This window comes from Shewanella sp. A32, assembly GCF_029167175.1.
Lineage (GTDB): Bacteria > Pseudomonadota > Gammaproteobacteria > Enterobacterales > Shewanellaceae > Shewanella > Shewanella yunxiaonensis.
Genome location: NZ_JARFTS010000027.1, coordinates 1 through 14530, shown reverse-complemented (window position 1 = coordinate 14530; position 14530 = coordinate 1). Strand labels below are relative to the sequence as shown.

General features: G+C 42.6%; 13 protein-coding genes. 4 read left to right on the top strand and 9 right to left on the bottom strand.

Annotation, left to right across the window (positions count from 1 at the left end):
• Window positions 1-4: 4 nt before the first annotated feature.
• From PY479_RS15470 to PY479_RS15430, 9 genes are all read right to left on the bottom strand, one after another.
• Window positions 5-1264 carry a pilus assembly protein TadG-related protein gene (locus tag PY479_RS15470; RefSeq protein WP_275484295.1) on the bottom strand — a complete coding sequence of 420 codons (1260 nt, stop codon included), beginning with the start codon at window positions 1262-1264 and terminating at the stop codon, window positions 5-7.
• A 23-nt stretch (window positions 1265-1287) separates the two neighbouring features.
• Window positions 1288-1578, bottom strand: a complete 291-nt coding sequence (locus PY479_RS15465; RefSeq protein WP_275484294.1) for a hypothetical protein — start codon at window positions 1576-1578, stop codon at window positions 1288-1290.
• Window positions 1579-1593: 15 nt separating this feature from the next.
• Window positions 1594-3048 (bottom strand): type II and III secretion system protein family protein, encoded by a 1455-nt coding sequence (locus PY479_RS15460; RefSeq protein WP_212595952.1) that lies wholly within the window; start codon window positions 3046-3048, stop codon window positions 1594-1596.
• 84 nt (window positions 3049-3132) lie between these two features.
• The gene (gene cpaB, locus PY479_RS15455; protein WP_275484293.1) at window positions 3133-3948 is read right to left on the bottom strand and encodes a Flp pilus assembly protein CpaB; all 816 of its coding nucleotides are present in this window, start codon (window positions 3946-3948) and stop codon (window positions 3133-3135) included.
• Between the two features lie 45 nt (window positions 3949-3993).
• Entirely contained in the window at window positions 3994-5316 is a 1323-nt protein-coding gene (locus PY479_RS15450; RefSeq protein WP_275484292.1) for an AAA family ATPase, read from the bottom strand.
• 1 nt (window position 5317) lies between these two features.
• Entirely contained in the window at window positions 5318-5887 is a 570-nt protein-coding gene (locus PY479_RS15445) for an A24 family peptidase (protein ID WP_212595949.1), read from the bottom strand.
• A 91-nt stretch (window positions 5888-5978) separates the two neighbouring features.
• Window positions 5979-6173: a Flp family type IVb pilin gene (locus PY479_RS15440; protein ID WP_275484291.1), complete on the bottom strand. Its 195-nt coding sequence runs from the start codon at window positions 6171-6173 to the stop codon at window positions 5979-5981.
• 669 nt (window positions 6174-6842) lie between these two features.
• Entirely contained in the window at window positions 6843-7244 is a 402-nt protein-coding gene (locus PY479_RS15435) for a helix-turn-helix domain-containing protein (RefSeq protein ID WP_275484290.1), read from the bottom strand.
• Complete coding sequence (locus PY479_RS15430) at window positions 7228-8694, bottom strand: L,D-transpeptidase family protein (protein ID WP_275484289.1); 1467 nt, start codon at window positions 8692-8694, stop codon at window positions 7228-7230. The genes PY479_RS15435 and PY479_RS15430 overlap by 17 nt, the downstream gene beginning before the upstream one ends.
• A 686-nt stretch (window positions 8695-9380) precedes the next feature.
• On the opposite strand from PY479_RS15430, the gene PY479_RS15425 reads away from it, so the two are divergent.
• The 4 genes from PY479_RS15425 to PY479_RS15410 all read left to right on the top strand — a co-directional run bounded on the left by PY479_RS15425 (window position 9381) and on the right by PY479_RS15410 (window position 14441).
• Window positions 9381-9971 carry an outer membrane beta-barrel protein gene (locus PY479_RS15425; protein ID WP_275484288.1) on the top strand — a complete coding sequence of 197 codons (591 nt, stop codon included), beginning with the start codon at window positions 9381-9383 and terminating at the stop codon, window positions 9969-9971.
• A 482-nt stretch (window positions 9972-10453) separates the two neighbouring features.
• Complete coding sequence (locus tag PY479_RS15420; RefSeq protein WP_275484287.1) at window positions 10454-10789, top strand: hypothetical protein; 336 nt, start codon at window positions 10454-10456, stop codon at window positions 10787-10789.
• A 113-nt stretch (window positions 10790-10902) separates the two neighbouring features.
• On the top strand, window positions 10903-13014 hold the full coding sequence (locus PY479_RS15415; protein WP_275484286.1) for a sulfatase-like hydrolase/transferase: 2112 nt from the start codon (window positions 10903-10905) through the stop codon (window positions 13012-13014).
• Between the two features lie 347 nt (window positions 13015-13361).
• Entirely contained in the window at window positions 13362-14441 is a 1080-nt protein-coding gene (locus tag PY479_RS15410; protein WP_275484285.1) for an O-antigen ligase family protein, read from the top strand.
• The last annotated feature ends 89 nt before the right edge of the window (window positions 14442-14530 follow it).

The window sequence follows — 14530 nt, the reverse complement described above, 5'->3', positions numbered from 1 at the left end:
CCCCCTATGAATCCGGACTGTCAGGATCTCGATATAAAACAATCGTCGAGGTATTGCTGACAAAATTAGGATCCAGAGAAGCATTGCCAGCCCCGGCGCACTCTTCAACAAATTCACCGATAACATAGGCTTCATTACCTTTTTGCTCCACATCCTGCGTTAAGAAGAAACATCCTGTGGTCAAGGTCGTAATATCATTTCGCCCGTTAGTTAAGCCGTCACACTTACCAATGACTACTGGCAGATTACGTCTGCCTGCCGCTGCAGGAGGTGTTTCATCAATACAGTTGCCAATATCCTCATTAGCTAGGTACTGTGCATGCGAATAATAGGCCTGTCCTGCCGGCATCGGAATGATGTTGCCATCGCTATCAACATCCACGCGATCCCCCTGACAAACATTAAAATCCCGGGGATGATCAGTGGCATTCAGCCCCCCGCCTTGCCACTCACCAAAGCGCGTGTTAAGTCCCTGTACTACCGGTCCAACTTTGTCACCTGGCTCGGTTGGCACAGTGTCGCCAGCTTCAATACAAGTATCAGGAGAGAATTCGCCCGCCAAGGCCTTACGGATCTCATCGCCACCGGTACCGGACAGCGCAAGCAACTGAAAATTACCTGGGCCTAGCGCACTGTTCTGATTGGCGCTGGACTTCATCGCATATAGTGTTTCCGTCTTAATACCATAGGGTCCATCAGGGTCATCTGGATCATCATTCACCGCACACACCAATAATGGCACTATGCGATTATTACACACGATATCTGTACTACGACCTGCCACCGCAGATGCACGAACACGTTTATTAAAGTTCATTACCTGCGCCAGATAATTACCTAATGACACCTGTTCAACCCTCACCCGCACATATTCGGAACCTTCGGCTAGCGTGGGGACGAAGGGATCTGGAAGGGCTGAAAACTCAACAACCACATTGGCTGTCACCTGGGTGCTGGTATAGATAGGAGAATCTAACGAAATATTAGAGCGAAGCGCATGGTTTTCACCATAAGCAAGGTTTTGAGACAGGATTAAAACCGCCGCCTGACGGGCATCAGCCAGGGTACTCCCGCCCTGCAACGATTTGGCAGCACTTAATGCTGCTGCATCCACGGCATTTTGCAGTCGCCCTTTGCTAAGCAACATATCGCTACCATCTAGTGCTAGCGCCACTACAGCAATAATGGCAAACAAGCCGATGGTAAACATTACAGCAATTGCTCCGCGCTGGCGCGACTTACGTGATACCAATACCTTTTGCATGATGGGCTCCAACCGAACTCATATCATTTCGAATTCGAAATGATTGAGGTGTCCATCTGTTGACCACTAGTCGGTGCTACGCTGCTTTCTCGATAAGTCACCATCACCTTACGGCCATAGTTACCCTCGAGACTGAGGATCATGCCGTCATTGCGTTCGGCCGCGCTCGGATCGAGCACTTGCACCTGCTTGATACGGTTGTAGCTGTCGACCATTGAAAAATCGTACAAACTAGTACAAGCCGACAACAATGCCAGTGGCATTAGAACAATGAAGTAGCAGGTAACTTTCACACTTCTATATAAAAATTTCATATAGCTAGCTCCGTTCTAAAGGGAATGACCGTACTTCTGTTGGGTGCCACTGTCTTCCAAATTGGCATTAGCTTTCGCTGGGACATATGGCGTCTCACTACGTTGCTGCGGATGCTCTTTTCTAGACATCTTACCTAAGAGATAAAACTCCACATCTGATGGCGTAACAAAACCATCAGTGGGTAAGGAAATATCTTTCTTATTGAAGGGTCTAACTAACCTTGGGGTGACCAGAATGACCAGTTCACTTTGACCACTGGTAAAGCTCTTACTCGAAAATAGTTGCCCCAAGATTGGGATATCGCCTAACCCGGGGAATTTATCGACGTTTTCCTGTAAGTTATCGCTGATCAATCCACTAATCGCTATTGTCTGCCCATCAGCTAATTCAACAGTAGTGGAGGTATGGCGTTTTACCAGCGCTGGAACCACCATCACTGTTGAGGTTGTACTGGAAGATAGCGTTACCGAATTAGCAGTGCTGATATCACTCACGACAACATTTAAACTCAGGTTGATCTTGCCCGAATCCAACACCGTTGGCACAAACTTCACTCCGACCCCATAATCCCGATATTGGATGGTGGTATCCCCATTTCTTCCCGGTACCGGAATAGGGAATTCGCCACCGGACAAAAATTCGGCTGCTTGTCCGCTCATCGCCGTCACATTCGGCTCGGCGAGTACTTTTGCCAGTCCATTCTGTTTAGCCACATCGAGCGCATAGTTAACCAGAAGCTCCTTATTGATAAATTGGGCAAAGAGCCCCTTACTTACGCCACCGGTGTAATCTTCCAGAAGTCCGGTTCCTCCACTGAGAATACCGCCAGACAGTTTGGCATCTGAGTTATAAAACAGGAACTTGGAGTCAAGCTGACGAGCAACTTCCCGTTGAACTTCAGCAACCACGACCTCCAACATCACTTGATGGCCACCACCAACACTCATCATGTTCAGCACCTGCCCCTTAGACTTGTCGATGGATGCCGCATCCACATACGCTTGGGCTAATTCCACTGCAGTATTCATTTTCTGCAGATTCGATGCTTGTCCACTCAGTACCAACTGCCCCTGAGAAGTCTGCACTCCGAGCGTCTCATCCGGTAAAAAATCATGTAATCGTTGTTTTAACCCATTGAGATCATGGGTAACTTCTATGTCCATCACCTTGACAAGGACATCGTCTTTATTCCAGATCATTACGTTGGTACTGCCTAAGTGCTTGCCCAACATATAGAGTTCGCTGTTGGGCAATAATTTGATATCTGCAATATCAGGGTTCCCCACCGAAACACGATTCACATCTTTAGATAGTTTGATAACCCGCGATTTAAAGATGGGGATCAGCTTGGTGTCATTTTGGGCTCCTATCGGACCACCAGCTAACGCGGAATTACTGATAAACAGTATGGGAAATAACACCAGCAGACAGCATCCCATTTTAAACAGAGGTCGAGTTATGCTCAGCATGGGGCACTCCTTTGTAACTTCTTGTTATAAAATGTAAATTAATAAATTTTTATAAAAATCACCTAAAATCAGTGCGAGCTTTTATCAATTCTGAACCTTCACTTCCTGCTCGCTGATGCCTTTCAATACAAAAACTTTTCCATTACGTTTAGGCGTTGGAACGTAAACTACTCGCTCCACCGGCATAGGTGCGGGCTTAGACTCTGCGCCGACTTCAGCAGGCGGTACTTTGTTAATATCAGCGATTTCCACCTGTGCCTCGTCGTTAGGATTCCTCAATGCCAACTGTAATGAACCACGCCCCTCGGCAATCATTAACACTTCCGCCTGTTCCAGGCTCAGTTCCAGAGTCACGGCCCGTACCAGCACAGGTTTGTTCTCATCGTTGGATGAACGCTGATCGATAGCCAGAATTTTTACATTAGCAAGCACAACATCGGTTTTCAGACTGCCCTGCTTGTAAAGATTGATGACATCTACCCGATTTCCGGGTAACAAGAACCCGGCGACACCAACGACATCATTGACACGAATAGTCACTGCCCGCATTTGCGGCGTGATCAGACTGGATAAAGTACTTCCCTCACCTTTTTTGGTCAGACGTTCCGCTCTGAGCACTTCGCCTTGATAAAGTTTCTGGTTAACGACCATGCCTTCAGCATCTTCTAATTTACGAATTGAGCCTTTGGGGATCATCGACTCGGGAACGGACGTTAGCATCATGTGTTTTCGCTCAAGAATAGTTCCCATCGGTACCTGTGTTGCCATGGTAACGACAGTATGGGTCTCTGCGGCGGTATTCTGTTTTGTATTGGAGTTCAACCAGGTGTTTGCCAGGTAGACGGCAAAGACACCAAAGACCAGAGATAAGACAACAAACAGTATAGTTTTATTGTTCATAGTGAGCTCCCTGAGTTTAATGACAGGTGTACATAACCCGCCGTATCAAACAAAATAAATAGACCAAGCGGAATCAATCAGCGACCGGGTCACTTCAGGTTCTAATTTCATAAAACTCATCTGATCAGAGATGATGCCTAGTAGATCTCTTGGGTAACAGGGGATCAACGGCTTATTACAACGTTGGTGGTATTCACGTAAAAAATACTGAAATACCTCCTCCGGGCAATGAAGTTGCAACTCCTCACACACACGGAACCAAATCTGTCGGTAAAGCGTTTCGTTCAGCGCATCGAAATGAATTTTGTAGCCCAGACGCCTTAAAAAAGCTTCATCCACTAATTCTTTTGGATCTAAGTTAGTTGAGAACAGCAGGATCAATTCAAATGGAATTTCAAAATGCTCGCCAGATTGCAGCCCCAGAAAATCTCGGCGCTCCTCCATCGGAATAATCCATCTGTTAAACAGTTGCTTGGCACTGATGCGCTGCCGGCCTAAGTCGTCCAGCAACAATATGCCGTTATTGGCCTTAAGCTGCAGAGGTGCCATGTAAGTTCGGCTATAGGGATCAAATCTGACCTCCAGCATCTCCGCGGTAAGTTCCCCACCAGTTATTCTTAGCGGACGATGACAACGGAGCCATCGCGGATCATGTCCTTGCGCGAGATCCAGCGGATTGTGATTTTCTGTGAGATCAACCTGATGGTGTAGTTCAGGATCGAACACCTGAATGATTTCATTGCCTATAGCTAACGCATAGGGGATGAGTACATCGTCCCCGAGTGCCAGATTGAGGTGACGACACAAGTAACTTTTACCCGTGCCCGGTGGGCCATAGATCAGAACCGGTCGACTGGAGTTCATCGCGGGTCCAATCTTGTATAGCAAGTCTTCCGGCAATACCAAAGCCTTTAACCCTTGCTGTAACATTTCAAAGGTTACAGGATTAGCCCGGCTCGACTGCTGTCGACATATTGGAGTGTATTGTTGCAGCGGCACCGGGGCCAATCCCAGATACCCGTTTTTGGCGAATGCCTGCTTAGCATGAATATCTCCCGCCATGCTTAATGCATAACGCATCTGACCGTCCACCGTAGTCTGACGATTTTCAATCCACGCAAGTTTCTTGGCGGTATCCAGCAACCCCTGCAAGATACCGCCAGTGATGCCCATCTTGTTGGCGAGTTGCTCTCTGGTTAATACACCGTCAGTGAAAAGGTGTTTAGTCAGGAGATCTAGCAACAACGATTCCGACAACCCTGTTTCGGCGATAGTTGTAGGACGTCTAGCAACTGCAGCATGTGGAGACACATCTCGCGGTGATGGCTCGACCTGATACAGAGAAGCCTGTTGATTGTTTTGCAACATCTCAGACACCTCCGATCCAGTGCTGTACGGCACCGTACAGTTCGATTACCTGATTATCTAACGAGCAAGCCCACACCCAGCCAATAGCCAGAGCAGGCGCATAAGGAACCTTCTGTCCAGCCGCTTCGCCAGCTTCAGGCCGGAAATAAACATGGTAATAAACACACAGCCAGTAACGCTTAATCGTTGTAAATACGCCTCTGAAACCAACTTGCCATAACACCAACAGTAATGTTGTCACTGCCCCAGCAGTGATGCCATAGAGCAAACTCCACATCAGCAGCTTGGGTCCCATTAAGGCACCAATACCCATCATCAATTTAATGTCGCCGGCACCCAATACTCTCAGCACAAATACTGGGAACAACACCCCAAAGGCCAAGGCAAAGCCCGCCATGGCCATCAGTACGCCATTGAGTTGAGCAAAATAACCATTGACGGCAAAGCCACAAAAAATGGCACATAGACATAACAAATTAGGAATACGGTGGTAATAGAGATCCAGCGCAATTGCCACGAGGAAAAAGGCACCAGCCAATACTATCTGCAGTAGCAATTGCGTATCATTCATGGCGATCTATCCTTCTCCCACATCTATCCAGTAGCGCTAAGAAAGTGTCTGGCAGGTGGTTAGCCCTGCGCAGACACCTATGAGATCTCTATCATGAGGAACAATCTGTAGTGGCACCGTTCACTGCTTTGCCTAAGCAATCAATCTTCGCTGTTGCGTTATCACCTAAAGTAACAAAGGCAGCGATCATTCCCCCTACCACTAAACCGCCAGCGATGGCGTACTCTACCGCTGTTAAACCGCTTTCATCCTTTACAAATTCCGTTAATAAACTTCTAAAGTTCATATCACTCTCTCCTCTACACACTTATAAAAATCTGTCATATAAGGTACTTACCGGGACAGTCACGGCTGAGGGGCGGTATTCCAGTATTCCCATCAATACTTAGCTGAAGAGAACTTAAACCACAGTACTCACCCTTTACTCAACTTCGTCTGGCAATTTACCTAGCGGTACGTTTTTCCCTATGCCTGACTGAACCCAAAGATTCCCGAGATCCATACAACTCTTACGCTATGTGCCACATTGATAATGGCCTAATAGCTGTATTTAAAGGTAGCAAAGAGGAGGATTAGAAATTTATTGAATAAGTAAGTGATCAGTTTGTGATTGCAAAGTCACAGCATAACCAAATGGTTAGAAATGTTCATAACATGCTGATATTAATCATAAATATATTATTCGACTTCACAAAATGACATAAAAAATAATATTTATGAAGGTATTAATTAAATATCCTCGGTCTAAAAATTTAGTTAACTAATTGTTTAATTTGATTTTTATATTAATGACTGATGCTTGTTAATTTATTGTGTAAATACTGAAAAATATGATCAGTTAATTATTCAAAAATAATCGATTTGGTCTAATCTTTAGTACGCAACTAAACCACCAGTGACACTTAATATCACTGTCTTTTAGTTTTAAAATCGTATTTTAATTCTGCATATTAGGTTAACTGACCGAAATTTTGTTTAAAATACGATAAACAGTTGATATTTCATAGTCTATACCAAAAGACCTTGCAATATAGGCTTGAATAGCTTGTCCGGTCACACTATGCTCGTCGCAGTGAGATTGACAGCGCACGATGTAGTCGGCAAGTTGTCTTTGTTGCTCATAACTCAGCGCTGGAGGCCGTCCAGAACGCCTTTTATCAGCCAGACCAGCAATACCATGAGACAGGTAAACGCTCACCCATTTGTTTACACTCGTGCGGCTGACTTTTAAATAGTCCGCAATCTGGGAACGAGACTGACCTTCAATAAAATGTTGCAATGCCAATAATTTAATCCTCATTTTGGCATTTTTTTCTCTGCGAATTAACGACGCCAATTCTTTAATATGTTTGTTCATAGTTCGCGCCCTTTATTGCCAAATGTGACTGCATTAACTGACGTATTTGTTCGTCTTGCTTATAAATATCCTGCCGGATCTGTAACAGGCCGTCTTCATCCACCCAAGTTGTATGATAGTCAACAAAAACCGCTATCGGATTAACAATACGAAAATAACTAGGAGTGTTGCGGTTTAACGAATGTTCGAGATCAGTCACACCAATCTCAGACTGTTTAGACATTATGTATTGCAGTAACCCTTCAGGATTCTGTAAACGAATACAACCGTGACTCAGGGCTCTATTATCACGATTAAATAATGACTTAACTGGTGTGTCGTGCAGATAAATGGCACTGTTATTCGGGATAGAAAAACGAAATTTACCCAACGCGTTCCCGCTACCCGGAGCCTGTACCAATTGATAACGATTTAATAATTTCGACAATTGTTGTGATGACATATGGGCTAATGACAATGGTGGTGCTGATGCACTACGTAACTGAAAGCCCTGGCGCGCTAAATAGCCGGGATCAGAGCTATTTTTCGGCAATAACTCTTCATTGATAATACTTGCAGGAGGTGTCCACGTAGGGTTAACCGTAAAATGAGTAAGATAGGTGCTCATCAACGGTGTCGGAGTTGCAGACTTACCAACGATGATCTTCATCGTCATAACATCAACATCATTTTCTACGACATGCAGCTGGTAAGCTGGCAGATTGATCCAGACATAATTAGCCGGTAATGGTGCTGGCAATGCTGACCAACGCCACAATGAAGCTTGCATCTGTTTAAATCGCTGTAATGGTGAGACATTCAGTTCTCTCAATGTCTGCGGATCCAAAGTCCCAGTTTGTTCGAGCCCGTGTCTGGCCTGAAAATGCTTAACGGCTTGTCCTAAATCAGGATCATAAATTGCGTCACGATAGGCATCTGCCATTTTTGGCTTAAAATCCCCCAGTTGCGTTAACATCCACCTCAGTTTGGCAATATCCGGGGTTCGTTGCCCTAATCTAAAAGTAAAGGATGTTAATGTCGGCCAAGCATAACGCCCCAGTTCACGATAGCGTGCCATTATCTGCCGTAATTCAGAGATCCTTGGCGTGTTGGGCAATAAATTATCGACGATGCTTGCCAACAGTTCTTGGGATTTCAGTTCGTATAAATCCTGCTGTGTATGAGGATACCTTTTCCCTGTAACCTCGGTCAGTTGGGCTAATACATTGAGGAAAAATTGCGAATATGTTTCATCTATACTAGCAACTGCGGCATCGACGGTAGTTGTCGATAACGTAAAACCCAGATCGCTTGTCAACGCCAACATACGGGTGGTATGAGGTTTGATATGACCATACTCATCAAACCAGATAAATTCATTTGAATGCGCTAATGTATTGCTCTGCTGTTCTGGTAAAACTTCCGATGCAATAATGGTTGCCGCACTAACTTGAGTGAAACATAAGTTCATCAGTAAACATATTCCTGCCACCAACAATCTAACTGTAATAAAGCGTGTCAAAGCTAGAACCTCGGTGATGCGCAACACATTCAAAACACTTTGTTTTCTCAACATAAACAGAGACTGGCACATTAATGTGTCAGACGGGCGCGGCATAAACGAGGCAATATTAACGTTTTCGCTAGTAGGTTTAGCGTCAATGGTGACCAACTTCCCCTTTTCACGATTTGCAATAGCAAGTGAAGTAAACACCCACGTGAAGCGATTCATGAATACGGCGCTCCCTGTCGACATTATTGACTAATCGGATTAAGTAAACTGCTCCATAAATCTCTAGTACAAAATCCAGCAGGCAACAACTTTGGCAGATAGATAACCCAGGACATCCGTATGAGTGTTCATTAATTGGCTATCTATGCAAATCTCCCCCGTAATACACGCTCCCCAAATTCTGCGTTCATCATGTAACTTATTGTTGTTTCGTTGATTAACTGATCGATATCCATGATTACTCCCCTAAAAAGCAAGCATAAAATCACCGACTGGACTACTGGTCAATCAAGAACCTATTTTGCATAAAAACGTTCATGTTCTACCCATGATGCAAAACTTTTAATGCACGAAGTTGATTATTACTAGAAATAAACTATAGATAAAATCGTAAATATGTTTAATACAACGTCAGGATGACATTTATGATCAACTATAAAGCAGTGGTACTTGCATCAAGTCTAGCCTTTAGTTCTATTCAACCTGCTCTCTCACAACCAAGCAATGTGGGAAAAGGATATATGGGTATTGGGATATCATTTGCATCTCTCGACTTCTCGGGTCTAACAAGCAACTATGATCAATATGATGTTAGCGTGAGCAACAATACGCTTTTAGGCGCAATTATCGGTTATAAATTTACCCCATATACTGCTGTAGAATTTAGAGGATATGGAAATGTGTCTGAAGGTGATTATATGGGATATCAGGTATCTGTAGATCACTATTTTGCTTTGTATGGACGTCTAATATATCCGCTAAATGAAGATTTCGAAGTTTATGGTTTACTTGGTTATGGGAAACAACAAGCAACAGTTTTAAATGTAAGCGATAGTGATAGTGATGTAGCTTATGGTATAGGGTTTCAGGTTATGAATGGTTCGTCACTCGCACTACAAGTGGAATGGGTCAAAACCTATGATGAAAATTATTCGGGTTATGATTCCGACTTGGGAAATTACAATATGCATATAAAAGAAAGTAATATTAATGTTAATCTTATTTATGAGTTTTAAGTTTTCTTTGGTAGTGTTTAGAAATCATGTGTCATTTCAGTATTATGTATAAAGCAGGAATGACACATGATCAAAGTGTTGATTTAGAACCAGCAATGAAAGCACTTCAATCGGAAGCGATGACCAGCCACACATCAAGAATGGTTACACCAAAAAAACCGTTAAATCATCCGTCTGAACATTTGAACTGAATACTCAACCTAACAGAGGGTGAAGTTAAGAGAACCAGACTAAACAGACCGACGAGATTGACCGTAAAATTTTATCCATGCTCTCACTTGGCATAAGCTACCGCAATATTCGTGGGTATGTCGAAGATATTATGGCATGGATATCTCTGTCCTCCATCACGGGCGTTAAAGACTGAGAGATGTCCCTTCACTTTACAAACTTTGGATACGAGAGAAAAAGCAGTATCAGCGGTAGATACCAAAATCCCTACTATACTTTACAAATCATGGGAAAGGGATTGGTGCAAACAGGTGACTATAAATAAAAACCAAACAATACAAATAGCACTGACACTGATTATCTTGCTGTTATTGTCAGTCATTCTCTTGCCTGCATGGCAGACGGCACAGGCGCGTTTTGCTGTGGATTCTGGGGAAGAGTCAGGAAAAACGCTAGCAGAGCGCTATTTGATTTTGGGTGACTGGCCTTCTGGAAATACCGTCAATGCGCTGCTTCAGGCAGACCGTTTTCAAGTGAAGAACACTCGCCAGACTGAACAGGAAAAGTCATCAACGTTAGACAAGAAACAAGTTACGCAACCCTTTTACAATCAGCAAAAACCTGTAGAGCGCGAAGCTGAACAATAACAAAAGTAAGAAGATTTAGTGAATATCAGTTTGTTAAATCGAAATGTGGGAATAACCGTGCAGTACTAAGCTGTAAGTGCGCTAATGCAATTGCAAATTAACAGGGACATTCCATGTCAGTAGCAGTTAATCAAAATAATCATCCTGTCTCGCTGTTACGAACTTATCTCCGTACACTGGCCCTAATGCTGCTGTTGTTGGTGGCATTTGTTAACTACAAACAAGTGATCCAGTTTTATTCCGCATTTTCCCTCGCGAGTACCATGACGGCTATCAATAAAGATGAGTTACTCAGTCGAGGACTGATACTGGATATCAGCTATTTTTTAGGTATTGCGCTGGTACTACACGCGGGCTGGGCTGCAATAATTACCCTATCCTGCCGCCCTTGGTATCAACATATTTCCAACGAGGCTATCAAGACGCAGATCTGGCTATTGTTGGTGTTACTGCATTTTATTTTAGCATTGGCAGCCAATGCCTATTTGTACCCGACTTCGCTGTTAAGTATTTTCCGCAACACACCATTATCTAGTCTTCCATTTATTACACTTTTGACCACTTTATTAATAGCAAACTTTCTATATGGATTGATGAGTATCCTGTATCGCTTTCTCTACTGGGGTTGGGTCAATAGCCTATTGGTGTTGCTGCTGCTCTCTGGCGGCGTATTAGCGCTTAACAGCACCATCCGCAACACCAGTACAGCTCAAGCTAGACCTAATATTTTTATTATTGGCATTGATGCCTTAAGGCCAGATCATCTCGCGTTTCGGGGCGCCGATACCAGTCTGGCACCATATCTAAATTCTCTGCTGTCAAAAGCAGTGATTTATGATCGTACCTATACCCCATTGGGACGCACCTATGTTGCATGGATGAGCATATTGTCGGGTCAATATCCAACCACCATGGGAGTACGTTTTAACCTGGCACCACCAGAACTGGTACAGAACAGATTTCCGTTGGTGCAAGCCCTGTCAAAGAGCGGCTATCAGACCCATTACGCCATGGACGAGCGACTTTTCAATCAAATAGATGAACATTATGGCTTCGATAAGGTTGTGGGTCCTAAGATAGGTGCTGCCGATGCCATTATTTCCAACATGGCAGACCTACCACTGATTAATCTGTTAGTTAATACCCCAATAGGTAAGTATCTTTTCCCTTATCTTTATATCAACCGCGCCTATGGCAAAGTCTATGATCCCATGGTTTTCAACGAGGAGGTGTTGTCCAGCCTATCTCTGACCAGCCCCAACTTTTTGGCAGTTCACTTTTGCCAACTGCACTGGCCTTTTACTTCGAAGGACTTTGTTGAACTCGATTTTTCACGTTGGGATGGCAACTACAACCACTATATGTACCAACAAATGTTGAAAAAGCTTGATCAGCAACTCTATGACTTTTTTCAAGGGCTGCAACAACGTGGGCTATTAGATAACGCCATAGTGTACTTACTGTCGGACCATGGTGAAGGCTTTATGCTGCCACAGGATAAACTTGAAGCGACTGATAACCAGAGTAAACCGAAACTTAATGTCATTGCCTGGGGACATGGAACCAACATTCTGGATCAACAGCAGTCACAAGTGCTGCTGGCACAACTCAGATATCACAACGGTATTGTGGCGCACAGTCCCCAATTGGTCGAAGGACTGTTCTCTTTGATAGATATCGCACCAACGATATTTGCCAAATTGCGTTTACCACAGGAGCGAAAACTCAATTTCGACGGCCAACCGCTGCCATCATCCCCTCAAACGTACACCCAAAATCGTAAAATTTTTATTGAGTCGTCGTTGCCGGTAAGCGCCATTAATTCTAGCTTTATCAATGAAAAAAAAGTTATGTCCGAAACCGCCTCGCATTACGAAGTCAGAGACAATGGTAGAGCAGTTATGAAATCCGCTAATTACAAGCAGAATATTGCCTTAAAACAACGAGCGGTCTATTACCGCCATTGGCAGTTGGCAATGTTGCCCCAATACGATGATCTGGTTCTCGTTGATACAACATCACAGCAGTGGCAACGGTTAACCAATTACCATGGCGATGCGCCATGGCGGGACATGCTCTCCGAATTATGCAAACATTTCGCACATGACGCTGGTATAAATGAATCCAATGATTGTAGATCTTCTGTGAGCCCTTCTACTACTCAGGCGGAAGATCCACATGACAAATCGATGAAAGTGAAAAATGGCGTTATAAACAGTTTATAGCTGTGTAGGTGCGACTGTTAAGTAAGATGTATTTCTGTAGCACAGGCTGGAGAATTTCATTGAAAACAAAAACGTACTCTTGGTTGCTGTTAATTTCATTTATAACTGTGATATTGTTAGGAACGATATATGCCAACAATTTATCAAGACTTATTGATTTTAGTAGTGTATATGATTTAAAAAGATTTCTTGTTGTAAGTTTTGTATGTTTTTTTACATTATTATTATGCTTCATTAATAATTTTAAATTTATAGATATTAACAATTCCATAAAAATCACATTAATTATGTTTACTTGTTTATTTTTAATTTCAACCTTAAGGAGTGAACATATTTATTGGAGCATAGTGGAAGTTGAAAATATTGGTTTATTAATAATATCTTTCTGTTTATTCATTATATGTTTCAATTCAATTGATAAAGATAAATTGATTTTTTCAGTCTATATTTTTGCATTGACTTTTTCAATATTAACATTTATACAATGTATTATACTCCTGCGTTCTTCTTACATACATGCACAAGGCTTCGGTATCCACGGGTTGATTTCAGGTTACGTTAATGTAAGATTTTTCAACCAACTACAGGTTATGTTGATACCATTACTATTGTTACCATTTTATTTTTTGCATTTATTTAAATTTCGCATTATTTCTATAATAATAATGGCATTACATTGGATGGTAATTTTGCAATCAGAAGCCAGAGGCAGTTTAATATCACTCATTTTTGTTGCTGTCTTATTGTATTTTATTTTACCAAGAGAAAGCCGTAAAAATTTTTCTCGGCCATTACTGCAATCTATGCTGCTAGGCATCTTACTTTGGTTGATTTTAATTATCGCCATACCTTCATGGCTAATAGGAGACACTGATTTTAAAGTCAGAACAGGCAGTTCCGGTAGGTTAGACTTATGGCTCTATGTTATTAGGACTATACCTGAACATTTATGGTTCGGGTATGGCCCAATGGCATTTGCATGGGCACCGGATAAACCTCTACCTCATGCGCATCCACATAATGCTTTTATGCAACTATTGTATGAATATGGTGTTATTACAACTGTATTAGTCAGCAGCGGATTGTTAATTTGGATTTATAGAAAACTGAGACATTTGCAAAAAGACATGGAACCCCAAAATATTGTGGTTATGTATTCCATATTATCAGGGATAGTTTATTCAATGTTTAGTGGTGTTATAGTAATGCCTTTTTCACAATTGATATTAACATTTTTATTTGCATTTATATCTAAGTCAGAATTAAAAACATGCTATAAAATGACAAATTTTACTCGTTTTTTAATATTCCTCTATATAGTTTCAATATCAACATTGCTTTTTAATAGTTACCAAACTCAGGATTTGAAAGATGTATATCCGAAAACATTATATCCCAGAATTTGGGTTAATGGGGTAATTAATTAAGACATTAAAAATGTAAAAAACCACCTTCTGAAGAAGGTGGCTTTGTGATTACCCCCTAAAAGGGGGCCTTCTATACTAGAGCAAGCTCA

Bases quoted from the DNA above. Each gene is read 5' to 3' on its own strand.
- PY479_RS15470 (WP_275484295.1), bottom strand. From the start codon at position 1,264: ATGCAAAAGGTATTGGTATCACGTAAGTCGCGCCAGCGCGGAGCAATT.
- PY479_RS15465 (WP_275484294.1), bottom strand. From the start codon at position 1,578: ATGAAATTTTTATATAGAAGTGTGAAAGTTACCTGCTACTTCATTGTT.
- PY479_RS15425 (WP_275484288.1), top strand. From the start codon at position 9,381: ATGATCAACTATAAAGCAGTGGTACTTGCATCAAGTCTAGCCTTTAGT.
- PY479_RS15435 (WP_275484290.1), bottom strand. From the start codon at position 7,244: ATGAACAAACATATTAAAGAATTGGCGTCGTTAATTCGCAGAGAAAAA.
- PY479_RS15440 (WP_275484291.1), bottom strand. From the start codon at position 6,173: ATGAACTTTAGAAGTTTATTAACGGAATTTGTAAAGGATGAAAGCGGT.
- PY479_RS15460 (WP_212595952.1), bottom strand. From the start codon at position 3,048: ATGCTGAGCATAACTCGACCTCTGTTTAAAATGGGATGCTGTCTGCTG.
- PY479_RS15415 (WP_275484286.1), top strand. From the start codon at position 10,903: ATGTCAGTAGCAGTTAATCAAAATAATCATCCTGTCTCGCTGTTACGA.
- cpaB (WP_275484293.1), bottom strand. From the start codon at position 3,948: ATGAACAATAAAACTATACTGTTTGTTGTCTTATCTCTGGTCTTTGGT.
- PY479_RS15445 (WP_212595949.1), bottom strand. From the start codon at position 5,887: ATGAATGATACGCAATTGCTACTGCAGATAGTATTGGCTGGTGCCTTT.
- PY479_RS15450 (WP_275484292.1), bottom strand. From the start codon at position 5,316: ATGTTGCAAAACAATCAACAGGCTTCTCTGTATCAGGTCGAGCCATCA.
- PY479_RS15430 (WP_275484289.1), bottom strand. From the start codon at position 8,694: ATGAACTTATGTTTCACTCAAGTTAGTGCGGCAACCATTATTGCATCG.